The organism is Halocalculus aciditolerans, assembly GCF_014647475.1.
GTDB classification, from domain to species: domain Archaea; phylum Halobacteriota; class Halobacteria; order Halobacteriales; family Halobacteriaceae; genus Halocalculus; species Halocalculus aciditolerans.
The window spans coordinates 81100-105790 of sequence record NZ_BMPG01000001.1; the positions used below are offsets into that span (position 1 = coordinate 81100).

General features: G+C 68.4%; 28 protein-coding genes. 13 read left to right on the top strand and 15 right to left on the bottom strand.

All coding sequences use genetic code 11. From position 1 onward, the window contains the following. Positions 1 to 28: 28 nt before the first annotated feature. Positions 29 to 637, bottom strand: coding sequence for a hypothetical protein (locus tag IEY26_RS00390; protein WP_188974705.1), 609 nt, complete (start codon positions 635 to 637; stop codon positions 29 to 31). Between the two features lie 50 nt (positions 638 to 687). Continuing rightward, positions 688 to 1869 carry a twin-arginine translocase subunit TatC gene (gene tatC, locus IEY26_RS00395; RefSeq protein ID WP_188974707.1) on the bottom strand — a complete coding sequence of 394 codons (1182 nt, stop codon included), beginning with the start codon at positions 1867 to 1869 and terminating at the stop codon, positions 688 to 690. Between the two features lie 92 nt (positions 1870 to 1961). Between tatC and IEY26_RS00400 the strand changes: the two genes are divergently transcribed. The 3 genes from IEY26_RS00400 (at position 1962) to IEY26_RS00410 (ending at position 5169) form a co-directional block, all read left to right on the top strand. Next, positions 1962 to 4202, top strand: coding sequence for a twin-arginine translocase subunit TatC (locus IEY26_RS00400; RefSeq protein ID WP_188974709.1), 2241 nt, complete (start codon positions 1962 to 1964; stop codon positions 4200 to 4202). Positions 4203 to 4271: 69 nt separating this feature from the next. Beyond that, positions 4272 to 4448 (top strand): ribbon-helix-helix domain-containing protein, encoded by a 177-nt coding sequence (locus IEY26_RS00405; RefSeq protein ID WP_188974711.1) that lies wholly within the window; start codon positions 4272 to 4274, stop codon positions 4446 to 4448. Beyond that, positions 4438 to 5169: a queuosine precursor transporter gene (locus IEY26_RS00410; protein WP_188974713.1), complete on the top strand. Its 732-nt coding sequence runs from the start codon at positions 4438 to 4440 to the stop codon at positions 5167 to 5169. Before IEY26_RS00405 ends, IEY26_RS00410 begins: the two co-directional genes overlap by 11 nt. Before the next feature lie 40 nt (positions 5170 to 5209). Here IEY26_RS00410 and IEY26_RS00415 read toward each other — a convergent pair whose 3' ends face one another. The 3 genes from IEY26_RS00415 to IEY26_RS00425 all read right to left on the bottom strand — a co-directional run bounded on the left by IEY26_RS00415 (position 5210) and on the right by IEY26_RS00425 (position 6818). After that, positions 5210 to 5419 (bottom strand): hypothetical protein, encoded by a 210-nt coding sequence (locus IEY26_RS00415; protein ID WP_188974715.1) that lies wholly within the window; start codon positions 5417 to 5419, stop codon positions 5210 to 5212. 73 nt (positions 5420 to 5492) lie between these two features. Then, positions 5493 to 5990 (bottom strand): cupin domain-containing protein, encoded by a 498-nt coding sequence (locus IEY26_RS00420; RefSeq protein WP_188974717.1) that lies wholly within the window; start codon positions 5988 to 5990, stop codon positions 5493 to 5495. A gap of 48 nt (positions 5991 to 6038) precedes the next feature. Next, a complete protein-coding gene (locus IEY26_RS00425) occupies positions 6039 to 6818 on the bottom strand; it encodes a 23S rRNA (uridine(2552)-2'-O)-methyltransferase (protein ID WP_188974719.1) in 780 nt (259 codons plus the stop codon). 192 nt (positions 6819 to 7010) lie between these two features. Between IEY26_RS00425 and IEY26_RS00430 the strand changes: the two genes are divergently transcribed. After that, the gene (locus IEY26_RS00430) at positions 7011 to 7748 is read left to right on the top strand and encodes a DNA polymerase sliding clamp (protein WP_188974721.1); all 738 of its coding nucleotides are present in this window, start codon (positions 7011 to 7013) and stop codon (positions 7746 to 7748) included. A 301-nt stretch (positions 7749 to 8049) separates the two neighbouring features. Here IEY26_RS00430 and IEY26_RS00435 read toward each other — a convergent pair whose 3' ends face one another. Next, complete coding sequence (locus tag IEY26_RS00435; protein ID WP_188974723.1) at positions 8050 to 8874, bottom strand: alpha/beta fold hydrolase; 825 nt, start codon at positions 8872 to 8874, stop codon at positions 8050 to 8052. 82 nt (positions 8875 to 8956) lie between these two features. Between IEY26_RS00435 and IEY26_RS00440 the strand changes: the two genes are divergently transcribed. Next, a complete protein-coding gene (locus IEY26_RS00440) occupies positions 8957 to 9580 on the top strand; it encodes a uracil-DNA glycosylase (protein ID WP_188974725.1) in 624 nt (207 codons plus the stop codon). A gap of 3 nt (positions 9581 to 9583) precedes the next feature. Here IEY26_RS00440 and IEY26_RS00445 read toward each other — a convergent pair whose 3' ends face one another. Further along, positions 9584 to 10186 carry a protein sorting system archaetidylserine decarboxylase gene (locus IEY26_RS00445; protein ID WP_188974727.1) on the bottom strand — a complete coding sequence of 201 codons (603 nt, stop codon included), beginning with the start codon at positions 10184 to 10186 and terminating at the stop codon, positions 9584 to 9586. Positions 10187 to 10284: 98 nt separating this feature from the next. On the opposite strand from IEY26_RS00445, the gene priL reads away from it, so the two are divergent. Beyond that, entirely contained in the window at positions 10285 to 11385 is a 1101-nt protein-coding gene (gene priL, locus IEY26_RS00450) for a DNA primase regulatory subunit PriL (RefSeq protein ID WP_188974729.1), read from the top strand. On the opposite strand, the gene IEY26_RS00455 is transcribed toward priL, so the two are convergent. After that, positions 11386 to 11586, bottom strand: coding sequence for a DUF7472 family protein (locus IEY26_RS00455; protein WP_188974731.1), 201 nt, complete (start codon positions 11584 to 11586; stop codon positions 11386 to 11388). A 163-nt stretch (positions 11587 to 11749) separates the two neighbouring features. Between IEY26_RS00455 and IEY26_RS00460 the strand changes: the two genes are divergently transcribed. Then, the gene (locus IEY26_RS00460; RefSeq protein ID WP_188974733.1) at positions 11750 to 12388 is read left to right on the top strand and encodes an SWIM zinc finger family protein; all 639 of its coding nucleotides are present in this window, start codon (positions 11750 to 11752) and stop codon (positions 12386 to 12388) included. On the opposite strand, the gene hjc is transcribed toward IEY26_RS00460, so the two are convergent. Further along, a complete protein-coding gene (hjc, locus tag IEY26_RS00465; RefSeq protein WP_229773950.1) occupies positions 12385 to 12888 on the bottom strand; it encodes a Holliday junction resolvase Hjc in 504 nt (167 codons plus the stop codon). The two genes, IEY26_RS00460 and hjc, sit on opposite strands and share 4 nt — an antisense overlap. Before the next feature lie 194 nt (positions 12889 to 13082). Between hjc and IEY26_RS00470 the strand changes: the two genes are divergently transcribed. After that, positions 13083 to 13883: a formate/nitrite transporter family protein gene (locus IEY26_RS00470; protein WP_229773863.1), complete on the top strand. Its 801-nt coding sequence runs from the start codon at positions 13083 to 13085 to the stop codon at positions 13881 to 13883. Between the two features lie 5 nt (positions 13884 to 13888). Here the strand turns inward: IEY26_RS00470 and IEY26_RS00475 are convergent, their stop codons facing one another. Together IEY26_RS00475 and radA are read right to left on the bottom strand one after the other, a co-directional pair. Next, entirely contained in the window at positions 13889 to 14515 is a 627-nt protein-coding gene (locus tag IEY26_RS00475; protein ID WP_188974735.1) for a GNAT family N-acetyltransferase, read from the bottom strand. 454 nt (positions 14516 to 14969) lie between these two features. Further along, positions 14970 to 16001: a DNA repair and recombination protein RadA gene (gene radA / locus IEY26_RS00480; RefSeq protein ID WP_188974737.1), complete on the bottom strand. Its 1032-nt coding sequence runs from the start codon at positions 15999 to 16001 to the stop codon at positions 14970 to 14972. A gap of 201 nt (positions 16002 to 16202) precedes the next feature. Between radA and IEY26_RS00485 the strand changes: the two genes are divergently transcribed. After that, positions 16203 to 17306, top strand: coding sequence for a 60S ribosomal export protein NMD3 (locus tag IEY26_RS00485; RefSeq protein ID WP_188974739.1), 1104 nt, complete (start codon positions 16203 to 16205; stop codon positions 17304 to 17306). Next, positions 17299 to 18336 (top strand): class I SAM-dependent methyltransferase, encoded by a 1038-nt coding sequence (locus tag IEY26_RS00490; protein WP_188974741.1) that lies wholly within the window; start codon positions 17299 to 17301, stop codon positions 18334 to 18336. The genes IEY26_RS00485 and IEY26_RS00490 overlap by 8 nt, the downstream gene beginning before the upstream one ends. Positions 18337 to 18543: 207 nt before the next feature. Here the strand turns inward: IEY26_RS00490 and IEY26_RS00495 are convergent, their stop codons facing one another. From IEY26_RS00495 to IEY26_RS00505, 3 genes are all read right to left on the bottom strand, one after another. Next, the gene (locus IEY26_RS00495) at positions 18544 to 20349 is read right to left on the bottom strand and encodes a helicase C-terminal domain-containing protein (protein ID WP_188974743.1); all 1806 of its coding nucleotides are present in this window, start codon (positions 20347 to 20349) and stop codon (positions 18544 to 18546) included. Positions 20350 to 20494: 145 nt separating this feature from the next. After that, entirely contained in the window at positions 20495 to 20746 is a 252-nt protein-coding gene (locus tag IEY26_RS00500) for a DUF7561 family protein (RefSeq protein WP_188974745.1), read from the bottom strand. 247 nt (positions 20747 to 20993) lie between these two features. Beyond that, a complete protein-coding gene (locus tag IEY26_RS00505; RefSeq protein WP_188974748.1) occupies positions 20994 to 21893 on the bottom strand; it encodes a S1 domain-containing protein in 900 nt (299 codons plus the stop codon). Positions 21894 to 22001: 108 nt separating this feature from the next. Between IEY26_RS00505 and IEY26_RS00510 the strand changes: the two genes are divergently transcribed. Genes IEY26_RS00510 through IEY26_RS00520 form a run of 3 tightly spaced genes read left to right on the top strand, consistent with a single transcriptional unit; the run spans position 22002 to position 24488 of the window. Continuing rightward, positions 22002 to 22865 (top strand): YkgJ family cysteine cluster protein, encoded by an 864-nt coding sequence (locus IEY26_RS00510; protein ID WP_188974750.1) that lies wholly within the window; start codon positions 22002 to 22004, stop codon positions 22863 to 22865. A gap of 25 nt (positions 22866 to 22890) precedes the next feature. After that, complete coding sequence (locus tag IEY26_RS00515; RefSeq protein ID WP_188974752.1) at positions 22891 to 23793, top strand: NAD(P)H-binding protein; 903 nt, start codon at positions 22891 to 22893, stop codon at positions 23791 to 23793. Continuing rightward, entirely contained in the window at positions 23790 to 24488 is a 699-nt protein-coding gene (locus IEY26_RS00520) for a DUF7530 family protein (RefSeq protein ID WP_188974754.1), read from the top strand. Before IEY26_RS00515 ends, IEY26_RS00520 begins: the two co-directional genes overlap by 4 nt. Here IEY26_RS00520 and IEY26_RS00525 read toward each other — a convergent pair. After that, on the bottom strand, positions 24466 to 24639 hold the full coding sequence (locus tag IEY26_RS00525) for a DUF5786 family protein (protein WP_188974756.1): 174 nt from the start codon (positions 24637 to 24639) through the stop codon (positions 24466 to 24468). The genes IEY26_RS00520 and IEY26_RS00525 overlap by 23 nt on opposite strands. Positions 24640 to 24691 lie beyond the last annotated feature (52 nt).

Genomic DNA, 24691 nt, shown 5'->3' on the forward strand with positions numbered 1-24691 from the left:
ATAGTCGAAGTGTTCGTCTTCCCCGCAGTCAGCGCCGCAGCAGGAATATCGCGTTCCCGATGCCGATGGCGAGCGCGTACGCGGTGACGGCCATCGACGCGAGCGCGAGCGTCGACCCGGTCGCGCCGACGACGCCCCAGTCGAGCAACGCGAGCGCCCACTGGCCGGGGACGCGGAACACCGGCACGCCCCGCACTCCGGCGTAGCCGAGGCCGAAGAGGACGACGAAGACGCCGACGACCTCCGGGCCGGCGAGCGTCTTCGCCGTCGTCGCGAGCATCCCCGGCGACGGCAGCGCGCGCCGCCGTCGCCCCTTCGTCCGCGGGTTCACGCGCCGCTCTCGTCCGCCGACCGCTCGCAGAACCGCGCGGAGGACGCCGCCGACGACGAGGCTCACCAGATAGAGGTAGGTCGCGACGCCCGCCCAGTAGCCAGCGCCGCCGAGCCCCGGCAGGAACGCGTTCTGCGGCGCGTCGAACCCCGCGAGCACGAGGTAGCCCGGTAGTCGGAGCGGGCCGACCGGGAGGAACGCGGCGAGCACGAGCAGCGAGAGCGCGACGAGCGTCCAGTGGACCTCGCGGCCGGCGAGCACGCGCGCCGCCCGCGAGAGCGAATCCGAACCGTCGCGTCCATCCATACCTCTCTCGTTTCCCCGCTCCGGCAAGGCGTTTTCCCCTTCCGCTCTCCCTAGTTCCCCGTCCACCGCAGGAGCGCGAGCGTCCCCTCGAAGAGCAGAATCATCGTCACGGCGACGAGGACCGGCGTCACCCCGGAGACGTCGATGCTCGTGAACATGAAGGAGACGCCGACGAACGCCCCCCAGAAGAGGAGGCGGCGGGACTCCAGCCACTCCCGCGTGGTGAGGTTCATCATGATCGCGAGCATGATGAAGAGCGGGAGCTGGAAGACGAGCGCGAGATACCCCATCACGATGAGAATCATGCTGAACGTCGACGTGAGCGCGAGCGCGGAGTCCGCGACGACGCTCGAATACCCGATGAGGTACGCGAACGAGGCGGGGAGCACGATGAAGAACGCGAACAGCACGCCGACGACGGCGAGCAGGAGGCTCGTCGGCACCGCCGCGAGGTAGTACCGCCGCTCGTGCGGGTAGAGCCCCGGCCGCATGAACGCGTACGTCTCGTAGACGAAGACCGGGAGCGCGACGACGATGCCCGCGAGGCTCGCGACCTTGAACTGCGTGATAACGAGGTCGAGCGGCGCGTAGAGGTGCGGGCGAATCCCCGCCGAGGACCCCGGGAGCACCTGCGCCCAGATGACGTTGATGAGCGTGTCGCCGAACGGGTAGAGGAGCACGCTAATCGCGCCCGCGACGCCGACGACGATGGCCGCCCGGAACACCATCTCCTCGACGTGCTCCGCGAGCGGGAGTTCCTCGTCGTCGGGCGCGGTCTGTGGCTCCTCGATCACCGGCTCGTTCTCCGGCGGCGTCTCCGGGTCCTCCGGCACGACGGGAAACGCCTCGTCACCAGCGCCGGCCGCCGAACCCCCGCCGCCGACGCGCTCGACGGCCGACGGCAGCTCCGGCCAGTGGTCGACCCGCTCCCCGACATCGCCCCCCTCGTCGACGTCGGTAGTCTCGTCGCCGCTCTCGCTCTCCGCGGCGGTGTCCGCGCTCGGGTCGTCCGCGTCTCCGTCCTCGTCGTCGAGGGGACTGACGGGTTCGGAGACGGTGTACTCCTCGTCGCTCTCGGGTTCGGACGTCACGTCCGCTTCGACGCCGTCGCTCTCGTCGATGCGTTCAACCGCGGACGGGAGGTCCGGCCACGGGTCGTCGACGCGCTCGATGGCTGACCGCAGGTCCCCCTCGCGGGAGTCGCTGTCCGGGTCGTCCGGCGCGCCGGTCATTACTGGTTGGTGTAGGCCACCGCCACGTTATAGGCTTTTTACTCTCCGGCGACGGGAAGATTGATAATCGACAGTCGGCTACGCGAAGTACAATGAGTAGTTCCGACCGTTTCCTGGACGAGGACACGGCCCGAGCCGTGAACTCGGGCCGGGAAACGGCCGGCGTGATGCTCCGCACGGTCCAGAAACGCCTCCAGAAAGTCTTCATCGCGTTCGTCGTCGGACTCTTCGCCGGCATCGTCGCGATGCGCGTCTACATCTGGCCGCGCCTGAAAGCGGACCTCGTCACGAACCCCGCCATCGACATCATCTTCCAGACGCCGTTCGACGTCATCCTCCTCCAGGTGAAAATCGGGATGATCGTCGGCGGCTTCGTCGCCCTCCCCGTCCTCCTCTACTTCGCCCGCAACCAGCTCGTCGAACGCGGCATGCTCCCCGACGTCGAGGTCGCGTGGTGGAAGACCGCCGTCGTCGGCGCGATCGGCCTCGTGCTCTTCGCGCTCGGCGTCGCGTACTCCTACCTCCTCTTCTTCCCCATCATGTTCGACTTCCTCGCGTCGAACGCCGTCTCCGCGAGCCTCAAACCGACGTACAGCATCGTGATGTGGACGAACTTCATCGTCGTGCTCGCGCTCTCCTTCGGGCTCGCCGCCCAGCTCCCGCTCGCCATGGGCGGCCTCTCCTACTTCGAAGTCGTCCCCTACGAGACCTTCCGCGACAACTGGAAGTACGCGGTCGTCGCCATCTTCGCCTTCGGCGCGCTCTTCTCGCCGCCCGACCCCTTCACGCAGATTATGTGGGCCGCGCCGCTCCTCATCCTCTACGGCCTCAGCCTCTACATCGCGAAGGTCGTGACGACGATGCGCCGCGGGAGCGAACGCCTCGACCTCGTCGACGTCGTCGTGTCCCGCTGGAACTTCGAACTCGGCGGCGCGGTCGTCGCCGGCGCGCTCGGCTACGCCATCGCGGCCTACGGCGCGATTCCGGTCGTGAACGACCTCCTCGCCTGGGCCGGCTCCGACGTCACCCTCCCCGCCGTCGACCCCCTCGTGCTCGGCGCGGGCTTCGGTGTTCTCGGCCTCGTCGTCGCCGTCCTCGCCGTCGTCTACGTTGAAATCGAGGCCGCCGCTTCGCAGGAAGCCGCCGTCTACGGCGGGCAGGCCCGCGACCCCGAAAACCTCAACCTCTCCATCCTTGACGCCGACGCCGTCCGCGCCGCGCCCGACGAGCGGTTCTACGCCATGGACGAGGACGAGGCCGTCCGGCTCGCCGGCGAAGCGATGGAGGACGACCAGCCCGAGAAGGCCCAGGCCATCCTCGACCGCTTCGACTCGGCCGAAGAAGCGAAAGAAGCCGAGCGCGAAGCCGCCGAAGCCGCCGGCGAAACCCCCTCAGACGCTGTCGACGAGGCAGGCGAAACGGACGGAGACGAAACCGGGGAAGGAGAAGACGAGGGCGAGGGGAACCTCCTGACCCGGACGAGCGCGGGGATGCTCAACCCCTTCACGGAGGAGGAGACGACCGAAGAGGACGTCGGCGGATACTACTACGACATCGCGTTCGTCCTCGACAGCCTCCGGTCGCGCGCCATCTGGCTCGTCGGCTGGTTCATGCTCGTGCTCGCGGTGACGTTCTACGTGCTCTACGCGGGCGCGCTCGGCGACCTGAAGCGGAACTTCCTCTCCCGCCTCCCGCCCCAGGTCGTCGGCGACGTGACGCTCGACGTCGTCACCCTCCACCCGGTCGAGGCGCTCGTCTTCATGGCGAAGGTGTCCGCGCTCTTCGCGGCCATCATGACGCTCCCCGTCTTCCTCTACTTCGCGTGGCCCGCGCTCGAAGACCGCGGCGTCATCCGCGCGCCCCGCCGCATCGTCGCGCTCTGGTTCACCGGCCTCGTCGGCGCGCTCGTCGTCGGCAGCGTCGTCGGCTACCTCTACATCGCGCCCGGCATCATCTCCTGGCTCGTCTTCGACGCCGAACAGGCCGGGATGCAGATTACCTACCGCGTCTCGAACTTCCTCTGGCTCGTCTTCCTCACCACCGCCGGCATCGGCCTGCTCGCCGACGTCCCCATCACGATGTGGCTCCTCTACCTCTCCGACCTCCTCTCCTTCCGCACGATGTACGAGCGCTGGCGGGTGGCCGTCGTCGGCTCCTTCGTCGTCGGCGCGCTCGTCACCCCGGAGAGCGTCTACACGATGTTCATCGTCGCGTTCCCGCTCGCCGGCGCGTTCCTCCTCGGCCTCGGCGTCCTCTACCTCGTCACGCTCGGCGGCCGCCGCGAGGGCGGCGGCGGCTCCGACGACCCGCGCGCGTCCCGGAGCACGCGCTGACGCCGCATCGAGCTGAGTGGAGTCGGCGGCGAACGCACCGCTTAACTAATACCTCGGTAATACTCGGGTATGCCGAAGATATCCGTGGACGTGCCGCAGGAGCTCCTCGACGACCTCGACGCGCACGTCGGCGACGACGGGAAGTTCGTGAACCGCTCCGACGCCATCCGCTCGTCCCTCCGCAAGACCCTCGACATCCTCGACGACATCGACGCTCGCCACGGGAGGCTCGACGATGACGAGTGACGAAACCCGCGTCGGCACGCTCGACACCACCGGCGTCGACACGTCGCTCATCGCGCTCGTCGGCCTCTTCGTCACCGCGCTCGTCACCGCCCAACTCATCTCCGCGAAGCTCCTCGCGTTCGCGCTCCCGCTCACGATTCCGGTCGTCGGCGCGGCGCTCGTCTTCCCCGGCGGCACCTTCGCCTACGCCGTCACCTACTTCGCGACCGACTGCCTGAGCGAGCTCTACGGCCGCCGCGTCGCCCGAACCGCCGTGAACGTCGGGTTCGCGATGAACTTCGTCCTCCTCGCGCTCGTCTGGGTCACCGTGCAGTCTCCCGCCGCCTCCGCCCCGGCGAACTTCGAAGGCGTCGTCCTCTCCGCCACCCCCATCGTCCTCGGCTCCCTCCTCGGCTACCTCGTCAGCCAGAACTGGGACGTCTTCGCCTTCCACGCCCTCCGCCGCCGCACCGACGGCGCACACCTCTGGCTCCGCAACATCGGCTCGACTGGTACCAGCCAGCTCCTCGACACCATCGTCTTCACCCTCGTCGCCTTCGTCGTCGCCCCGCCCCTCCTCGGCACCGGCAGCGCGATGCCCACCGGCGCGGTCGTCTCCCTCATCGCCGGCCAATACCTCGCCAAACTCCTCTTCGCCCTCGCCGACACCCCCTTCGTCTACGCCGCCGTCGGCTACATCCGCGACCGAAACGACGTCCAGCCCCCGAGCTACGCGGACTGATCTACGGTTTCCGGTCCGTCGCCGCTCTGTGACCCCCCGCCTACGACGATGACGAGGCGTAGAGCGCCGCGGCGACGACGGCGGCGACGGCGAGGACGACGCCGCCGAGCGCGGCGAGACCGTAGACCAGCCCCGCCACGAGTGAGTTCCCGCCCGAGGCGACGTGCGTCAGTCCCGCCGCGAACGAGAAGAGCGCGCCGACCATGCCGCCGACGAACAACACGTCCCCCGGCGAGATTCCGTCGGGCATTGACGGTAGCTTCTCGCGTCGCTCCAAAGACCCACCGCTCCACCGCCGACGGCGACCCCGAGACGCCCGCGTCCTACTCTTCTTCGTCCTCGCTCGTCGCCGCCGCGTACCCGCGGGCGTCGCCCTCTTTGAACCACGCCTCGAACTCGCGTCCCTCCACCTCGCCCGGCGCGCCGCCGACCATCACGCCCACGCCCTCGGCGTCCGGATACCGAACGACCTCCGGCTCCCGCATCGTCGACACCACGAGATACCGGAGGACGCCGTCGCCGTCGTTCACCACGCGGTGGCCGCCGTCCTCCCCCGTCGGGAACGCCGCGTAATCACCCGCCCTCAGCGCGTGCTCGCCGTCGCTCGCGCGGAGCATCCCCGTGCCCGAGAGCACGAACAGCGCCTCCTCGTTCGCCGCGTGATAGTGGTACGGCCACGCCGAATCCCCCGGCTCCAGCTCGTAGAGACTACACCCCAACTCCTCGCCGCCAGCCGCCGCGCCGAGCCGTTTCCGCCGGAACCGCATCCGCTCGGTCTCCGTCTCAGACCACTCGACGTCCGCCTCGTTCACTGGCTCCATACCGGGAGCGTACGGAGAACACCGAGAAAAACGGCTCGCCGAAACGACCTACTCCTCTCTCACGGACGCGAACCCGAAGTTCGGCTTCACGTCCTCGACCTCGACCGTCACCTCGTCGCCCTCGCTCGCGTCGCTCACGAAGAGCGTGTAGCCGTCGACTTTCGCGATGCCGTCGCCCTCGTCGCCCTCGCCCACGATTTCGACGTCGAGGACGTCGCCCTCGCTGACGGGCGCGTCGAGCTTCGACTTCGCGACGACGTAGAGCTCGCTCGACGACTCCCGGGAGGCGTCCGGACTCATCACGCGCACGTAGTTGAACTCCTCCTCGACGTCGTCCACGAAGCCCCGGAAGTCCTGGCCGTCGAAGACTTTCGCGACGAAATGCCCGCCCTCCTTCAGGACCTCTTGGGCCGTTTCGAACGCCTGCCGCGCGAGGTAGACGGAGCGCGCGTGGTCGAGGCTGTACTCGCCCGTCATGTTCGGGGCCATGTCGGAGACGACGATGTCGACGCCGCCCGGCCCCGCCGCGCGCTTGATGTCGTCGCGCGTGTCCTCGTCCGTCATGTCGCCCTTGACCGTCTCGACCTCGGCGTCGTAGCCGTCGAGGTAGTCGATGCGCTGGAGGTCGACGCCGACGACGCGACCGCGCGCGCCGACTTCCTCCGCCGCGACCTGCATCCACCCGCCCGGTGCCGCGCCGAGGTCCACGACCGTCATCCCGTCCGTGAGCAGGTCGACCTCGCGGTCGAGCTGCTTCAGCTTGTACGCCGACCGCGCCCGATACCCCTGCTGTTTCGCCTTGTTGTAGTAGTGGTCCTTCCCGCTCATCTTGCACCACGAAAGGAGACGCGGCGGTTTACGGGCTTCGCTCCCTCTCCCCGAACCGGCGTCGCCCGCGGAGGCGTCGACGAATCACTCGCCTCCGCCCGCTGGCACCGCGTTTTCCCTTCGCCCCGTCCGCGTTCACGCGCGCGCGTACCGTGTAGCTTTTTACGGGTCCCTCTCGTAGCCGACAGCAAGATGTTCAAGGCGATCGTGAGCGCCGAGACGCTCCGGACCACGCTCGACTCCGTGAGCGTGCTGGTGGACGAATGCAAGATCCACCTGAACGAGGACGGCCTCGAAATCCGGGCCGTCGACCCCGCAAACGTCGGTATGGTCGACCTCGGCCTCGACGCCGACGCGTTCGAATCGTACGAGGCCGACGGCGGCCTCATCGGCGTCAACCTCTCCCGACTCGAAGACATCGCCGGCATGGCTAACTCCGGCGACCTCGTCCACCTCGAACTCGACGAGGAGACCCGGAAGCTCCACATCCAGATCGACGGCCTCGAATACACTCTCGCGCTCATCGATCCCGACTCCATCCGCCAGGAACCCGACATCCCCGACCTCGACCTCCCCGCCCGCGTCGTCGTCGAAGGCGCAGACATCGACCGCGCCGTCCGCGCCGCCGACATGGTCTCTGACCACATCGCCCTCGGCGTCGCAGACGACCAGTTCTACATCGACGCCGAAGGCGACACCGACGACGTCCACCTCGAACTCGACCGCGACGACCTCATCGACCTCGACGCCGGCGACGCCCACTCCCTCTTCAGCCTCGACTACCTCAAAGACATGAACAAGGCCATCCCGAAGGACGCCGAGGTCACCCTCGAACTCGGCGAGGAGTTCCCCGTCAAACTCCACTTCGACATCGCCGAAGGTCTCGGAACTGTCACCTTCATGCTAGCCCCGCGTATTCAGTCGGATTAGGGTCTGAGGCGGTCGATTTCTACATCTTCTCCCCCTCTTTCAGCCTCTTTTCTTCGGGTCTTTCGACGCTTCCGAAGCCCCGGCCTCGTTCGCGTCCGCAGCGCGGCATCTCACTCCCTCCCAGCGGTCGGTCGTGAGACTCTGCCGCGCTGCGAACTCGGGTCTGGTCCGCGAACGAGTCCGCCAGGGCGGGACCTTCGGTCCCGCTTGCTCTCCCTCGGTTCTCCGAACCTCGCGAGAACCCTTCGATTCCCACCCGCTGAATTATCGACCAGCAGACTGCTAGCGGCTGTTCGGCCGGCTACTGCGCCCCGGTTTCCCGGTTCTCGACCCGCCGGAGGAAGGCGCGCAGTTCGCGGAAGGCCGCATCGTACTCGTCTCTGAGGACGTGGTGGCCGGCGTCGGGGACGTGGACGAGGCGACCGTTCTGGAGTTGGTCAGCCATCTGGAGGTCGGTGACGCGCTCTGTGACTTCTCCGTCGCGGCGGAGGACGAGTGTCGGACACTGGACGTCGGGGAAGGCGTCGGCGAGGTGAGGATACCCGAGACGGGCGATTTCGGCGATCTGAGGGCGGAGTTGGCTGTCGGCGAGGGCTTGGCGGTGGGCGCGTTCGGAGTCGGGGTCGTCGTACTCCGTCCGGAGGTCGTCGACGGAGCGGCCGGCGAGTTCGGCGACGTTCTCGCGGACGAACGCGGCGCGTTCCGCGGGGCCGGGGTCGCCGGGTTCGGGGCGCATTCCGGCGGGGTCTTCGAGGACGACGGCGCGCGGAACGTCGGGGTGTTCGACGGCGGTCCAAGCGGCCGTGGAGCCGCCCATCGAGTGCCCGTAGAGGATGGGGTTCGAGAGGTCGAGGGCGTCGCAGACGCCGACGAGGTCGGCGATGCGGGCGTCGATGCCGTAGCCCGATTCGGGGGCGTCCGACTCGCCGTGGCCGCGGGCGTCGTAGAGGACCACGTGGTAGTCCTCGGAGAGGTCGCCGGCGAGCCGATAGCGACACGCCGCGTTCTCGTAGAAGCCGTGAAGGACGACGAGCGGCGGGTCGGCGGGGTCGCCGACGCGGTACGCTTGGAGCGTGGCAGCGTCGACGTCGACGCGTTCGGCCGTCCAGCCCGCCGGGCGGTCCATACCGAGGTGTTCCGCTGCGCCGGCAAAGCCGTTCCGCCCGCGGACCGCGTCGTTCTTGCCTGCTCGCGTCTGACACGCCGCTATGGCGGAGTTCCCGAACCCCGAGGAGGCGAACCCCATCGAGCCGGGGTGTGCGCGCTGTCCGCAGCTCGTCGAGGCCCGCGAGTGCATCGCGTGGGGCGTCGGCCCGCTGGACGCGGACGTCGTCGTGGTCGGCGAAGCGCCCGGCGCGGGCAACCCGGACGCCGACCAGTGGAGAGGCGGGAACTGGACGGGGATGTCCTACACGGCCCGGCATTCGGGGCGCATCGTCCGCGACCTCCTCGACGACGCCGGCTACCCGGACGCGTACTACACAAATGCAGTGAAATGTTTCCCGCCGGACGGCGAGGGGTCGAATCGCGAGCCGGCTCGCGAAGAGCTCGCGAACTGCTTCCCGCACCTCGAAACGGAGCTCGGGCAGGTCGAACCACGCGTGGTCGTGACGACGGGGACGCACGCCACGCGGGTGCTCTTCGAGCGGGCGGGGCGCGAACTCGACTCGCTCACGGACGCGATTCTGGAGCCCGTCCCCTGCCCGCCGCTCGACACCACGGTGCTTCCCGTCCTCCACCCGGCCTACCAGCACATGTGGATTTCGCGGCTCGGCATGGACTACGAGGCGTACGTGGAGCGGCTCGCGGACGAACTCGACGCGCTCGTCTGATTCTCACTCGTCGCCGTCTCGCTCCGCGAGCACCGACTCGCCGGCGGTGACGCGCTCGGTTTTCTCGACGCGGACGTCGTCGAGCGTGTACTCGGGCGGGAGGCGGACGTCGGCGCGGCTGCCGAAGGAGATGTGGCCGAGTTTGTCGCCGCGTTCGACGACCGCGCCGGGTTCGAGGTAGGGGTGGATGCGGCGGGCGAACGCGCCGGCGATGAGGACGACCTCGTGCCGGCCGAACGTGTAGGTGACGCGCTCGTTCCGCTCGGAGGACTTCGTGAACGCCGGGCGGTGCGCGCCCGGGGAGCGTTCGACGTCTTCGAGGAAGCCGTCGAGGGGCGCGCGGTTCACGTGGATGTCGGTGACGTTCATGAAGACGCCGACGCGGACGCGGCCGTCGTCGTCCTCGCGGACCACGGAGACGCGGCCGTCCGCGGGTGAGACGACGCCCTCGTCGGGCGCTGTTCGGTCGGGGTCGCGGTGGAACCAGAGGACGAAGCCGGCGGCGACGAGGCCGACCGCGCCGAAGAGCGGTGAGACGAGGGCGAGGGCGAACCCGCCGACGAGCGCGTAGACGGCGTAGCGGGTGGCTCCCGGAGCGAACTGCATGGTGTCCGGGACTCGACACGGCCCGTTGGGTGTTTCGGTCTCACCCCACCGGAACCCGGGGCGTTTATCGGCGTTCACGCTCAACTATCGGGCCAGTTATGGAGGCGCGCCACGCCCGCTATCCGTTCCGGCAGGAAGCCCGCGAAGCGGTGTCTGCGGCGGGCGTCGACCTCGTCGAACTCGTCCGCGACGACGACGCCGTCGTCGAACGCGCCGCCGAGCGCGTCACGAACGCCGTCACCGAACGCGACATCGGCGACGCCCACCCGGACGACCGCGTCGAACTCCTCTCCTACCCGGTCGCGCGCGTCCTCGTCTCCATCGTCGACGAGCACGTCCTCGTCCGCCGGTACGCCGCCGCGGAAGCGCAGGCGGCGTTCGACCGGTTCGACGCCGACCTCCGGGCGAGCGACACGGAGCTGAAGAGCGTCAGCGGCCCCGACATCACGGTCGAGGAGTTCCTCGCGGAGTTCGGCCTCGACGCGCAGGTCCGGGAGACCGCGGACGGCTACGACGTCGGCGTCGGCGCGTACCTCCCGCTTTCTGCCTCCCTCAAGGACGAGCAGTGGCGGCTCGTCCACCGCGCGCTCGACGGCGGCGACGTCCCCGTGAGCGAGACGGAGCTCCACCACCTCCTCCAGCAAGCCGTGGAGGACCGGGTCGCCGACGGCCTTCCCCTCACTGTTCCGGACGAGATTACCGACGAGCTCGGCCCGCAGGTCGGCGAAATCCGCGGCGTCCTCGACGACCTCGACCTCACCCGTGACATCGACATCGTCGTCCCCGAACTCTTCCCGCCCTGCATGAAGAACCTCCTCGAACGCGTCCGCGCCGGCGACCACCTCCCCCACCACTCCCGCTTCGCCATCACCGCCTTCCTCGGGAATATCGGCCTCGAAACCGACGAAATCGTCGACCTCTACGAGGTGAACCCGGGGTTCGGCGAGGAGATGACGCGCTACCAGACCGACCACATCAAAGGCGAGACGAGCCCGACCGAGTACACCGCGCCCGCCTGTGCGACGATGAAGTCCTACGGCGACTGCGTGAACCCGGACGCGCTCTGCGAGCACATCAGCCACCCGCTCTCCTACTACGAAGCGAAGATCGACGACGCCGACGAGGAAGAAGCGATCGACTGGCGAGAGCGCGACGACGGCGACGATGCAGAACCGGACGAGTCCGAGGAAGGCGCGTAATCAGTCGTACTGCGTCGACAGCCACCAGCCCGCGCCGGCCATCGACACGACGAACACGACGATACCCGCGAGGACCGTGAGCGCGCCGCTCTCCCCGAGACTGCTCCCGGAGACGCTCGCGCCGCCGATGACGATGACGTAGAAGAGGACGACGCCGATCAGCGCCACCGCAGCCTCCACGACCGTCTCCCGTTCGACCATTATGCCCGCGTCTACCCCAGCGCGCGGGAAAAACGTTCCGAACCCCCGCGACCCGCTGCCCCCGGCCGATTCCGCCGCCTCACCCCGCCCAGACCCCTCGCCTTCCGGTCGAGCCGCCCGCGCTAGCCGCGTTCTTTTACCGCCTGTAGCCCGTAGAGCACGTATGGTGCAATCGAAACACACCCGCACCTCGCTCCACCGGAAGACGCCCCTCTCACCGGGCGGACCGACGGCGACGCGCGCCGACCGCGCGCGCAGCGAGCCGATGGCCGTCGAACCACTCGGCGGCGGCCGCTACGACGTCGTCACCCACGACGACCACGTCTACACCGTCACGCTCCCCGAGAGCCGGTGTACGTGTCCGGACTCGAAATACCGCGGCGAGAACTGCAAGCACATCCGCCGCGTCGCCATCGACGTGACCGAACGCCGCGTCCCCGCGCCCGGCCAGGAGGAGACGCCCTGTGCGGACTGCGGCGCGGCGACGTTCACCCCCGAGGACGACGACACGCTCGCCTACTGCCCGCGGTGTACGCTCCGCCCCGGCACCTACGTCCGCGACCGCGAGCGCGGCGACGTCCTCGTCGTCCGCGACACCACCAGCGAGCGCGCCGACGAGACCGCGATTCCGGGGGCCGACCACACCGTCGCCTCCTACCCGACGAACGGGGAGTACGCGGCGAACGACGTCGTCGTCGACGTCCTCTACCCGCTCGGGAGCGACGTCGACCCCGCCGACCTCGACGCCCGACGGCTCCGCTCGTACGCCTTCCCGCGCGGCCGCCTCGAACGCCTCGACTAACCGAGCATCTCGACCGCTTCGTCCACGTCGAGGACGCCCTGCGCGAGCGCGTTCAACACCTTCCGACGGTTCTCCGCGGCGTCAGCCTCGCTCTCGTCCGCCTCGCCCGCGGCCTTCAGCTCGGTGATCGTCTCCCCGTCTTCGAGCGCCGTCTCCCTCTTCACGCGGTAGTTCCCGCCGTCCGTCACGTGGAGGTCGGAGGGGTGGAAGAAGTACCAGTCCTCCCGGTCGAACCGCACGCCGATCTTCGGTTTCGCGCCGAAGTTCTGCGAGAAGTAGACGAGCGCCTCCACCTCCTCGCCCGTGAGGTAGATGGGCTTCCCGGACGACGACTTCGCCTCCACCGCGTAGAACACCGTGCCGTCGCCCGCGAGCACGTCCGGCAGCTCCCGCGTCGTCGCACTGCCCGACGCCGGCGCGCGCATCACCGCGAACCCCGCCTCGTCCAGGCGGTTCACGAGCTCGCGCTCCCGCCGGTCGCCCTTCTTGTTCTGCACCATCTCGATACCCTCACTCCGCTCCCGCCGTGCATAAACCGGGCGATACCCCACGCCCGCACCGACGTCCACCGCCGCACCCGAACCGACGTCCACCGCCGCACCCGCATCCACATCTCCCGTCCCGCCGCGCCCCCGCTCGGCGACGTCGTGGACGGCCCGACCGCTTAACTCGCTCACTCCTGAAGGCTTCGACAGTGCCAACCGACACGTCTCATTTCGCCGGCTCGACGTCGAGCACGGACATCCTCGCTCGGCAGATCCACTCCGGGCTGAACCAGCTCGAACGCTCCGCGTCCGGCCTCTTCCTCTCCGCGTTCTCCGCCGGTCTCGACATCGGCTTCGGCCCGCTCTTCATGGCCGTCATCCTCACCATCTCCGCCCCGTCCTTCGGCGACCCCCTCAAATCCCTGCTCGTCGCCAACGCCTACGCCGTCGGCTTCATCTTCGTCGTCCTCGGCCGCACCGAACTCTTCACCGAACACACCACGCTCGCCGTCCTCCCCGTCATCGACGGCCGCGCGAGCGTCCTCCAACTCCTCCGGCTCTGGGGCGTCGTCTACGTCGGGAACGTCGTCGGCGCGACCATCTTCGCGGTCGCGCTCGCCTGGCTCGCCCCCGAATACGGCATCGCCGAACCCCGCGTCTTCGCCGAGATGGCCGGCCCCATCGTCCACCACGACGCCTTCGCCCTCTTCGCCGGCGCGATGCTCGCCGGCTGGCTCATGGGCCTCCTCTCCTGGCTCGTCGGTGCCGCCGACTCGACTCTCTCCCGCCTCGTCGTCGTCTGGCTCGTCGCCGCCGTCATCGGCCTCGCCCACCTCCCGCACTCCATCGCCGGCACCGTCGAAGTCGTCGCCGCCGTCCTCACCTCCTCCGACTTCACCCTCTTCGACTACGGCCGCTTCGCCCTCTTCGCCACCACCGGCAACGTCGTCGGCGGCACCGTCTTCGTCGCCCTCCTCAAGTACGGCCACATCGTCCGCGGCGGCGAATAACCCAACTACCACGCCAGCTCGCACGCGAGCGTCTCCTCGCTCTCCGTAGCGGCCTCGTACTCCTCGCGGATGATGGAAAATCGGTGCTGGTCGGTGACGCCCCCGTCCGGCCGCGCGGAGTGCTGACGGAGGAGTCCCTCGTGCCGTCCGCCGTATCGCTCGACGTAGCTCTCGATCATCCGCTTCGACCGCTCGTTCCCCGCCGCACACGTCGTGTAGTAGGCGTCGAGGTCCAACACCTCGAACGCGAGTTCGACGAACGCACACGCACGCTCCGTCCCGTACCCCCGGCCCCAGTACTCCTTCGCCAGCACGATATCGGAGCCCGCGCGCTTCTCGTCCCACTCCGGCAGGAGCGACGCCGTCCCCACCAACTCCCCCGCTTCCTCCGTCGCCCGTATGAGGTAGCGCGCCCGCTCGCGCCCCCGCCACTGCTCGTCCACGACTTCCACGAACTCCGCGACCTCCCCCAGATTCTCCAGACGGAACCACGGCATCTCCGCCGTCGACGCCTCCCAATCCTCCCGACGCACGAGGTCGTAGAACTCGAAGTAATCCGTCTCCGCGACGCCCATCCGCTCCAACACTAACCGCTCCGTCTCGATCCGCTCCGGGAACAACCCATGCGACATACCACTCCCTCGAACCCACACCGTAGAAGGCCTATCGAGGCCGGCCACGCTGACCGCAACACCCAAGGGTACTTGAACGCCACAGTGAACTGAGAGATTCTCCCGAGACCGTCAGGACAGCCACGGCAACGCGCGAGAACCCGCGCAGGAACGCTCGACAGCGCCGGAGAACGACACGAGATAACGTTCGCGACCCGAGCGGTCCGCTAGGACCCGGCAGGGTCGCGATTCACTCGCGCGACGGAATGCGCGAGCGGCGATAGCCGCGAGCGAAGGAGCGCGAGGCCGACGACCGAAGGACGCGAACGTAGTGAGCGGACTGAGGGAGGAGTGCTTTTTCCCCAAGTTTTTGCCGAGCGAGCGAAGCGAGCGTGGTTCGAGAGGCGCGCAGCGCCTCTCGTCATCCCGCGAGACGCGTAGCGTCTCGCTTACGACAGCGCAAAAAGTGGGTCCCTTATTCGGGCTTCAGGCCGGCGTTCTCGACGCGCATGATGCCTTCGCCTTCGGCGAGGTTGGGGGCGTCGACGAGGCGGACGATGCGCTTGTTCCCCTTCGATTTCTTGAGGTAGATGCGGAAGGTGGAGGTGTGGCCGAGGATGTTCCCGCCGATGGGTTTCGTCGGGTCGCCGAAGAAGGCGTCGGGGTTGGACTGGACCTGGTTGGTGACGAGGATGGCGGTGTTGAACAGGTCGCCGATCCGCATGAGGTCGTGGAGGTGTTTGTTGAGTTTCTGCTGGCGGGAGGCGAGCTCGCCGCGGCCGACGTATTCGGCGCGGAAGTGGGCGGTGAGGGAGTCGACGGAGACGAGGCGGACCGGCCACTCGGATTCTTCGCGTTCGCCGGCGACCTCTTTCGCTTTCTCGGCGAGGAGGATCTGGTGGTTGGAGTTGAAGGCTTTCGCGACGTGGATCTTGTCGAGGAAGCTCTGGACGAGTTCGTCCATGGCTTCTTCGTCGTCGGGGCTGCCCTCGACGCCGTGGAGTTCGAAGGCGTCTTCGAGGACGTCGTCTTCGAGGCCGCGGACCATATCGTCGATACGCTCGGGGCGGAAGGTGTCTTCTGTGTCGATGAAGATGGTGGAGCCTTCGAGGCCGCCGTGCTCGCGGGGGAGTTGGACGTTCACGGAGAGCTGGTGGCTGATCTGGGATTTCCCGGCACCGAACTCGCCGTAGACTTCGGTGATGGACTGCGTCTCGACGCCGCCGCCGAGGAGTTCGTCGACTTCGGGGATGTTCCACGTGAGCTTCCCGATCTGTTCGCGTCGTTCGAGGACGTCCGTCCCGGTCTCGAAGCCGCCGACGTCGGCGGCTTCGCGCGCGCCGTTGATGATGTCTGCGGCGGAGGATTCGCCGACGTCGGCGGTGTTGGAGAGCTCGCCGGGGCTGGCGACGGCGATGCTCTGGTAGGACTCGTAGCCGGCGTCGCGGAGCTTCTCCGCGGTCGCGGGGCCGACACCGGGCAGGGATTCGAGGTCTGCTTCAGGCATACACCCTGCTTGTTCCCCCTCGGGGATAAACCCTCGTAAACAGCAGACTGAAAGTGAAACTGGCGGGCGTGACAGGGACACGCAGCCGCGCCGTGCGAGGGTTTATTCGCTATACTCCGCCCACGTCGTCGTCGGCCACACTCCGTCCGCGTCGGCGGCCGTGGCGGGAAACTTATCCCCCCTAGTGGCCTAGGCGCGGCTATGACTGCCGACGCCGCTACGTTCTGCCCGCGGTGCGGCGACCCCGTGGAGCCCGCCGAGGTCGGCGCGACGCGACGGGAGCGCTCGCTCTGCAACGACTGCTACTTCGAGGACTTCGACCTCGTCGACGTCCCCGAACGCGTCCACGTCACCGTCTGTGCGCACTGCGGGGCCATCCACCGCGGTCGCCGCTGGGTCGACGTCGGCGCGCGCGACTACACGGACATCGCCATCGAGGAGACCACGGAGGCGCTCGGCGTCCACAAGGGCGCAGAGGAGTTCTCCTGGCAGGTCGAACCCGAACAAGTAGACGAGACGACCATCCGCATGCACTGCTTCTTCTCCGGCGTCGTCCGCGGCGAACCGATGACGGAGGAGATCACCGTACCCGTCCGCATCGGGAAGCAGACGTGCAAGCGCTGCGGGCGGAAGGCCGGCGACTACTACGCGAGCGTCGTCCAGATTCGCGGCCACGACCGCGAACCCACCGACGAGGAGATGGACCGCGGGAAGGAGATCGCGAACGAGATGGTGACGGCGATGGAGGCGACCGGCGACCGGAACGCCTTCGTCACCGACGTCTCCGAGAAGCCCGAGGGCCTGAACATCAAGCTCTCCACGACGAAGCTCGGAAAGCGCGTATCGAACAAGCTCATCGAGGAGTTCGGCGGCGACGTCTCCGCCTCGGAGACGCTCGTCACCGAGGACGAGGACGGGAACGAGGTCTACCGCGTCACGTTCGCCGTTCGCCTCCCCCAGTTCACTCCCGGCACCGTCATCGACCCCGAGGACGGCGACGGCCCCGTGCTCGTGCGGAGCACGCACGGGAACCTGAAAGGCGTCCGCCTCGCCACCGGCGACACCTACGAGGCCGCCTTCGAGGACGGCGCGAACCCGGACGCGAAGAAACTCGGGACGCGCGAGGACGGCGAGACGACGACGGTCGTGGCGGTGGAGGACGACCACGCCGTTCAGGTGCTCGACCCCGTGACGTACGAGGCGAAGACCGTCCCGCGCCCCGACTACTTCGACGCCGACGCCGACGAAGTGCGCGTGTTCAAATCACGCTCCGCCCTCCACGTCCTCCCCGACGCCGATGCGTGACCACACTCTCGCCGCCGTCGTCCCCGAGACGGAGACGGAGGACGCCATCGCCGCCTTCGAGTCCCGCGGCTGCTACGACGACACGCGCAAAGTCGTTCCGAGCGCGACGCGGGGCCTGATGGAGGTCCCCGTCACCGACCACCCGGGGAGCGACGCCGACTACGAGATCGTCGTCCAATCCGACCCCGACTACCGGAACGCGGGTCTCGACGCCGAACTCGCCGACCGCGGGTGGAGCGCAGACGAAATCGACGCCGCGCCCTCGTCGTGGGCCGTCGTCGGCGACGTCATCCTCGTCAGGTTCCCCGAAGACTACCCCGACGAGCGCCGAGAGACGGTCGCCGACGCCCTCCTCTCAGTCCACGGGAACGTCGACACCGTCCTCGCCCGGAGGGGTATCGACGGCGAGTTCCGGACGCCCGACGTCGAAGTCGTCGCCGGCAGCGGTGATACGGAGACCGTGCACGTCGAGCACGGCACGAAGTACGCCCTCGACCTTTCTACTGTGATGTTCAGCCCCGGGAACCAGGCGGAGCGCGCTCGAATGGGCGGCGTCGTCTCCGAGGGCGAGCGCGTGCTCGACATGTTCGCCGGCATCGGCTACTTCACGCTCCCGATGGCGCGCGCCGGCGCGCACGTCGCCGCCGTCGAAGCCAACCCCGACTCCTTCCGCTTCCTCGCCGAGAACGTCCAGCTCAACGAGGTCGCAGCGAACGTCGACACCTACCTCGGTGACTGCCGGGAGGTCGCACCCGAACTCGACCCCGCAGAGCGCGTCGTTCTCGGCTACTACGACGCCTTCGACCCCGACGCCGGCTACCTCGACGCCGCCCTCGACGCCGTCGCTTCGGGTGGAACCCTCCACGTCCACACCGCCTGCCCCGACGACCGCCTCCCCGACCGCCCTCGCACGCGCCTCCTCGACGCCGCCGAGCGCGCCGGACGCACGGTCGAAATCGACGCCGTCCGCGACGTGAAATCCCACAGCGAGGGCGTCACGCACGCCGTCCTCGACGTCACCGTCGACTGACGCGCCCCGGCGGAACGGTTTTCGGGCGTGAGCCAGTACTCGGGGTATGGACCGACAGCAGTGGATCGCGCTGTTCCTCTCCGGTCTGATGCTCTCGTCGGCGATCGTCTACGTCATCGCGCTCGTCTGAACGCGCACGCCGCGAAGTCCCGGACAGAAATGCGCGCGTTGGCTCGCAGTCCGTTGCGGGCGCACCGAACAGCCCGCTCAGTCGACGTCCCAGACGTCCGCCATCGGGCTGGAACGCTCGCGACTCGACCCCTCTGACTCGCCGGCGGACGACTCATCGCTCGCTCGCGCGGCACTCCTCTTCCCGTCGTTTTCTGCCGTGTTCGTCGGCGTCGACTGCGTGCGCGACGTCGGCGTTCCCTCGCTCGTCGCCGCCGTCGCCAACTCGGCGTCGAGCTCGGGGAGCTCCGGCTCGCTCATCCGGTCGACCTGCTCGGCGAACCACGGCGGCATGTCGGTGCGCGCGCGCTCGAAGACGTCGAGGATGCTGCCGTCGACGATGTACGTGTCGCCGTAGTCGTCCGGCGCGCGCACGACCCGCCCGCACGCCTGAATGAGCGTGCGGAGCGCGGCGCGGTAGTACCACGCCCACTGGCCGTCCTCTAAGCGCTGTGCGACCCGCGAATCGCCCGTGTTGAGGAACGGGGCCTTGCAGAGCACCTGCCACCTCGCGAGGTCGCCCTTCAGGTCGAGCGCCTCCTCCATCTTCACGGACAGGAAGGCCTCCGGGTCGTCGCTCGCCTTCCACGCCTCCAACTCGGCGTCCCGGTTCTCCGAGGCGTGCGTACGCACGCGGTCGCCGAGCCCTAACTCTCGGAGGTGGTCGTGGAGCCGTTCCTGAATGCCGTAGGAGTGGCAGTGCACGATGCCCTTCTCCTCCGGGTGGGCGGCCATCACGCGCCCGATGGTCTCCGCGACCTTCGGGAGCGTCGCGTCCCGCTCGTCGTACGTCATCCTCCCCTGCGTCACGTCGTAGAGCGGGCGGTTCTCGACGGGAAAGGTGTGGTCGACGTCGACGAGCGCGACGTTCGACGGGTCGAGACCGACGCTCCGGCAGAACGCCTGCTTGTTGAGGATCGTCGCCGAGAGGAGCGCGAACCGGTTCGCGCGGTCCCACACGGTGTGTTTGAGGTAGCGCTCGGGATTCATCGGCTTCACCGTGATGTCGCTCCCGTCCTGGTCGACCACCCACGTCGTCGCCGACTCGTGGTCGCGGTAGTCCTCCACGAACCACTCCAGCTCTCCGATGAGCTCCTGCAAGCGGTCGCGTTCTGCGGCTTCGTCCGCCGTCAGCTCGTCCTGCCCGAGGAGTTCGTCCTTCGCGCTCTCCGACGCCGCGATGACGCGGTCCGCGAAGCGCGCCGCGCCCTCCACGCGCCCGTCGACGTCCGGCACGTTCAGGTCGCCCCAGATGGGGACCGTCCGCGGCGACAGCTCGATGGTCGCGTACATCTCCGCCCACTCCGCCAGCCCGTGCGCCTCGTCGATGACGCAGACGTCACGCGTCCTGAACACCTCGCTCCCGGCGGTCCGCATGAAGTACGCCAGCGTCATCGCCGCGTAATCACGCGCCGACGCGATCGAACGGTCCGCGAAGTACGGACACCGATGCTTCACCGCGCAGTCGTACCCCCGCTCTCGCGCACACGGCGCGCGGTCGACCGGCGTGTTCTCCTCACTCGGCAGGATACACGAGTAGTTCCGCTTCCCCCGAATCAGCTTGAGGTCCTCCAGCAGGTCGTCCTCGGCGACGTCGTCCAGCTGACTCACCTGCGGCGTCGTGTAGTACGCCCCCGTCGGCTCCGACGGCGACACCTCGTCCGCCCGGTCCGCACACCCCATGATGGCGCGCGCGAGCAGCGACTTCCCCGACCCCGTCGGCGCGCGCACCAACACCACGTCGTTCCCCGCCTCGAACGCGTCCCGAACGTCCGAGAGCGCCCGCTCCTGCGTTCCTCTGTAGGACGGCGCGGGGAACTCCTCGTGGATGCGCGCGGACTTCACTCTGCCAGAAGTCGACGCCGCCCACAGCCTTAGGTTGTGTGTCTCGACACTCGACGCCGACCCGTCGTCCTCGGGCTTCGACGCCGGCAGCGACGCCCGGAACCACCCGAGTCCCGACGGCTCCGGGCCGCCGCTCAGTACGCGTTCACGCCGAGCCGACGTCCTCGCCCTCGGAGTCGACGTCGCCGGCGGCCAGCGCTTCGACGTCGGACTGGTCGGCGTCCTCGGGGAGGCGCTCGATGCACTCCGTGCAGAGGAAGAACTCGCTCCCGTCGCCGAACTCCAAGACGAGACCGCCGGGGTCGGGTTTCTTCAGCGTCCCGAAGTCCCAGAAGTCGCCGATGCCACCGGCGACGTGGACGCGCCGGCCGCAGCCCTCGCAGCGTCGCGTGCTCATACGGGCTGGAGGGGAGTAATCCGTTTAGGTGTGACTGATTCGCACCGTATAGTAGCAACGTATCCTGTAACACGGATTGGTTTCTACCCCTCACGTGGGTTATTGACCCAGTATAGTAGCAACATTTATCCTGTAACACGGTGTTAGGTACAATTGAGGATGCGGCACTGGCGGCTCGCGTTACGCACCGTCGTGCCGGTTAGGGTCGCGAGGTAGTGGCTCACGACCCGATGACATCCGGTTCTACTCAGAGCTCTTCGAGCAGATACGTCTTCACGACCGAATTGTCGATTTCGTCGACAAGTGCTCTGTACGGGTTATCCGTCGTCGGTGCCGGTTCGTTCGGTATTCCACGTCCCAGTAGCCACGCCAGGACGAGAGAGCGAACGCCCTCACCCTTTACCGGGCGGACGTCTTCGAGGTGATACGGCTGAACCGGGCGTTCAGCGGGCTGAATCCATGAACTATCGAGCGAATCCACCGGGCCGTCTATGGCAGTCAACGAACCACCGTCGTTCAGGTAGTTCCGAATGTATCCCGCCACGTAATCTGCTGCGTTCGATTCTGGATACGTTCTGTCGGCGTCCTGAAGAAAAGCGAGATAAACCGGACACACTCCCTGCTCGAACCCGGTATCGAAGTCGCTTCTCGTCTGCCGTCGAAGGGTGTCGGTGAATCCTTGATACGGATCAGGTTTGCCATCGTGAAGGAGAACGGCGCGGCTCTGTGCGATTCGCTCTGCATCGGTGGCGAGCGCCGACGTTATCGACTTCTTTGCAGCCACACTAGACGCGGCAGCGTGCGCTCTATTCGAATGTGAGCCGGAGCAGACGACTGCGGACCACGAGACATCAGTCTCGTCCAAATCCGTTATGAAGCCTCCGACTCTCTCCTGTCGCTCCTCAGGAGTCATCCCGCGGTGCCGAACGGTAGAGACCGACTTATGTTCGAACGGTCGAAGGTCGTTCTCTACCATCGCTGAAACGAGCGCAGTTTCGTCCGCTCGCAGGGCGCGCACCGCAACAGCGACGTAGTAGTCGCTCCCCGTCGCATCGTTACCTGATTCGTCGACTCCGACGACCATCGTGGCGGTGTAACTCTCCCCCGTCGGTGACTCAATCGATAGGGGACGGAGGTTTGACGACATCTACCGGAATCTGAACGCGTTCCGTGTTAAACCTCGCGCCTGCCCGTCCGACTGACCGACGTCCTGCCGGGCGCACGTTTTTCGAGGACGACGTACGAACCGACAGGTATGGACGTGAACTGCGAGGGGTGTGCGGGCTGCTGCGTCGACTGGCGGCCGCTCGTCGACGCGCCCGGTCACGACCACGAGCGCCGCGGGCCGCGACAGCCGCTCGACGACACGTACAATCTCGTGCCGCTGACTCGCGCGGACGTCCGCGCGTTCGTCGACGCCGGCCTCGCGGACGCGCTCACGCCGCGCGTCTGGCGCGCGGAAGCCGACGACGACTCGGTCGAAATCGACGGCTACGACCTCGCCGCCATCGGCGACCGCCCCGTCTTCTTCGTCGGCATCCGGAAACCCCCGAAGCCCGTCGCGCCCTTCGACGCCGACGCGCACTGGCTCCCCGCCTGCGCCTTCCTCGACCCGGACACCCTCCAGTGTCGCATCCACGGCTCCGAGCGCTATCCGGCTGAGTGCGCGGACTACCCCGGCCACAACCTCGTGCTCGACGTCGAGACGGAGTGCGAGCGCGTCGAGGCCGCGTGGGGCGGCGAGCGCCTCCGCGACGACACGCCGCCCGACGACCTCCCCGGCTTCCTCCTCGGCCCCGCCGCCGTCGGCGAGAAGGTCTTCGCCTACCCCGACCCCGACGACCTCGACGGCGTCGTCGGGCGCATCGCGGCCGGCGACCCGACGAAGCGGGACCGCGCGCGCTTCGTCGCCGCCGCCTGCGGCCACGCCCCCGGCACGCTCGCCACGAACGACGCGAAACGCGAGCAGGCGTTCGAGACCGCGATGGCCGCCGACTCCTGGGTCGGCCGCGCCATCGACGAGTGGACGGAGCGCGCCGATACGGACACCCCCGACCCCGGACTCGGCGAGCGCGTGGAGGACGCGCGGGGCGCGCCGTCGACGCCCGGGTGGAGTTAAACCCGCGGCGGGAGACTATCCGCGTATGCACGTGCTCGTCACCGGCGCGAACGGCTTCGTCGGCCGCCGCCTCACCCCCGCGCTCGTCGCCGCCGGTCACGACGTCACCGCGCTCGTCCGCGACGCGAGCGCGTACGACGCCCCCGACGGCGTCCGCGTCGTCGAAGGCGACCTCCTCGACCCCGCGACCGCCCGCCCGGCCTTCGACGGCGTCGAGGCCGCCTTCTACCTCGTCCACTCCATGACCGCCGGCGGCGACTTCGAGGAGCGCGACCGCCGAATCGCCGAATCGTTCGCCGACATGGCCGCCGCCGCCGGCGTCGCCCGCGTCGTCTACCTCGGCGGCCTCGGCGCGGACGCCGACGACCTCTCCCCGCACCTCCGCTCCCGCCGCGAGGTCGAAACCGTCCTCCGCGACGCCGCCTACGACCTCACCGTCCTCCGCGCCGCCATCGTCGTGGGCGCGGGGTCGGTGGGCTTCGACATCGTCGTCCAACTCGCGAAACGCCTCCCCATTATGACGACGCCGCGATGGGTGCGCACGCCCTGCCAGCCTATCGCGTCCGCCGACCTCGTCGCCTACCTCGTCGGCGTCCTCGACCACCCCGAAACGGCCGGGGAAACCTACGAGGTCGGCGGCCCCGACGTCCTCACCTACGAGGCGATGATTCGACGCGTCGCCGCCCTCCTCGGGAAACACCCCGTCGTCCTCCCCGTGCCCGTGCTGTCTCCCGGTCTCTCCGCACACTGGGTGGACCTCGTCACCGACGTCCCCCGCGAGGTCGCCCACCCGCTCATCGAAGGCATGAAAAATCCCGTCGTCGTCACCGACGACCGCATCCGCGACGTCGTCCCCGTCGAGCTGACGAGTTTCGACGACGCCGCGACCGCCGCGCTCCGCGCCATGGGGGAGGGCGTCCGCCGGTGACCGCGCCGGAATCACTGGACGTCCCGCGCGCCGCGTGGGCGTACGAGAGCATCCTCGACGCCCTCCCCGGCGTCTCCGTGCCGCCGTGGGTCGCCGTCGGCGGCCACTTCGCCGGGTTCGAAGCGCTCGTGCTCCTCGGCGCGTGGCTCGACGGTCGATGGGCCGCCGTCCTCCCCGCGACCGTCGTCGTCGCCGTCGCCGCCGCCGGGAGCGCCTTCACCTTCGACATCGCCGCGCGCGTCCGCGAACGCGACCCGCCCGACTGGTACGTCTCCCGCCTCTTCGCCTCGAACGTCGAGTTCCTGTTCGCCGTCACCGCCTACGCCGTCTTCCTCACCGCCGCGCTCACCCGCGACCCCGGCCTCGTCGGCGACTTCGCCGGCGGCTACCCCCTCCCGACGTTCGTCGCGCTCGTCGTCGCGTGGGACGTCTCCTACCGCATCGCCGCCGGCTGGTGGGCCGCCGTTCTCTCCCTCTACCGGACGCTCCGCGACCCGTCGACCGCCCGCCGCTTCCGCGGCGTCGACGCCCGCATCGCCGCGTTCGCGCTCGCCCAGCTCGCACTCGTCCCCGTCGTCCACGCGCCCGGCCGCCTGTGGCTCTCGCTCGCCATCTGCGGACACGTGCTCGCAGTCCTCGCCGTTCTCGCTACCGCAGAAGTCGTCGGCCGCGTCAGTTCCGATTCAGCTTCTTGAACTGGTCGATGAGCCGCTCCGCGGAGTCTCCCGAATCGTATTCGATCTTCCCCCGGAAGTTCGTTCTCTCGTCGTCGTCGGAGATGTCGACACTCGCGTTCTTCCGCTCGCGCCGTTCGTGCTCGTCCTCATCGAAAGAACCGATTGACATGGTGTCCCATCACACGATTAGACGTACCCAATAATGAATGTAACGGATGCTC

Bases quoted from the DNA above. Each gene is read 5' to 3' on its own strand.
- IEY26_RS00400 (WP_188974709.1), top strand. From the start codon at position 1,962: ATGAGTAGTTCCGACCGTTTCCTGGACGAGGACACGGCCCGAGCCGTG.
- tatC (WP_188974707.1), bottom strand. From the start codon at position 1,869: ATGACCGGCGCGCCGGACGACCCGGACAGCGACTCCCGCGAGGGGGAC.
- IEY26_RS00455 (WP_188974731.1), bottom strand. From the start codon at position 11,586: ATGGTCGAACGGGAGACGGTCGTGGAGGCTGCGGTGGCGCTGATCGGC.
- IEY26_RS00475 (WP_188974735.1), bottom strand. From the start codon at position 14,515: ATGTCGCATGGGTTGTTCCCGGAGCGGATCGAGACGGAGCGGTTAGTG.
- hjc (WP_229773950.1), bottom strand. From the start codon at position 12,888: ATGGTGCAGAACAAGAAGGGCGACCGGCGGGAGCGCGAGCTCGTGAAC.
- IEY26_RS00390 (WP_188974705.1), bottom strand. From the start codon at position 637: ATGGATGGACGCGACGGTTCGGATTCGCTCTCGCGGGCGGCGCGCGTG.
- IEY26_RS00445 (WP_188974727.1), bottom strand. From the start codon at position 10,186: ATGCAGTTCGCTCCGGGAGCCACCCGCTACGCCGTCTACGCGCTCGTC.
- IEY26_RS00420 (WP_188974717.1), bottom strand. From the start codon at position 5,990: ATGGAGCCAGTGAACGAGGCGGACGTCGAGTGGTCTGAGACGGAGACC.
- IEY26_RS00525 (WP_188974756.1), bottom strand. From the start codon at position 24,639: ATGTCAATCGGTTCTTTCGATGAGGACGAGCACGAACGGCGCGAGCGG.
- IEY26_RS00515 (WP_188974752.1), top strand. From the start codon at position 22,891: ATGCACGTGCTCGTCACCGGCGCGAACGGCTTCGTCGGCCGCCGCCTC.
- IEY26_RS00490 (WP_188974741.1), top strand. From the start codon at position 17,299: ATGCGTGACCACACTCTCGCCGCCGTCGTCCCCGAGACGGAGACGGAG.
- IEY26_RS00435 (WP_188974723.1), bottom strand. From the start codon at position 8,874: ATGGACCGCCCGGCGGGCTGGACGGCCGAACGCGTCGACGTCGACGCT.
- IEY26_RS00460 (WP_188974733.1), top strand. From the start codon at position 11,750: ATGGTGCAATCGAAACACACCCGCACCTCGCTCCACCGGAAGACGCCC.
- radA (WP_188974737.1), bottom strand. From the start codon at position 16,001: ATGCCTGAAGCAGACCTCGAATCCCTGCCCGGTGTCGGCCCCGCGACC.
- IEY26_RS00430 (WP_188974721.1), top strand. From the start codon at position 7,011: ATGTTCAAGGCGATCGTGAGCGCCGAGACGCTCCGGACCACGCTCGAC.
- IEY26_RS00415 (WP_188974715.1), bottom strand. From the start codon at position 5,419: ATGCCCGACGGAATCTCGCCGGGGGACGTGTTGTTCGTCGGCGGCATG.
- IEY26_RS00410 (WP_188974713.1), top strand. From the start codon at position 4,438: ATGACGAGTGACGAAACCCGCGTCGGCACGCTCGACACCACCGGCGTC.
- IEY26_RS00485 (WP_188974739.1), top strand. From the start codon at position 16,203: ATGACTGCCGACGCCGCTACGTTCTGCCCGCGGTGCGGCGACCCCGTG.
- IEY26_RS00510 (WP_188974750.1), top strand. From the start codon at position 22,002: ATGGACGTGAACTGCGAGGGGTGTGCGGGCTGCTGCGTCGACTGGCGG.
- IEY26_RS00440 (WP_188974725.1), top strand. From the start codon at position 8,957: ATGGCGGAGTTCCCGAACCCCGAGGAGGCGAACCCCATCGAGCCGGGG.
- IEY26_RS00505 (WP_188974748.1), bottom strand. From the start codon at position 21,893: ATGTCGTCAAACCTCCGTCCCCTATCGATTGAGTCACCGACGGGGGAG.
- priL (WP_188974729.1), top strand. From the start codon at position 10,285: ATGGAGGCGCGCCACGCCCGCTATCCGTTCCGGCAGGAAGCCCGCGAA.
- IEY26_RS00405 (WP_188974711.1), top strand. From the start codon at position 4,272: ATGCCGAAGATATCCGTGGACGTGCCGCAGGAGCTCCTCGACGACCTC.
- IEY26_RS00500 (WP_188974745.1), bottom strand. From the start codon at position 20,746: ATGAGCACGCGACGCTGCGAGGGCTGCGGCCGGCGCGTCCACGTCGCC.
- IEY26_RS00425 (WP_188974719.1), bottom strand. From the start codon at position 6,818: ATGAGCGGGAAGGACCACTACTACAACAAGGCGAAACAGCAGGGGTAT.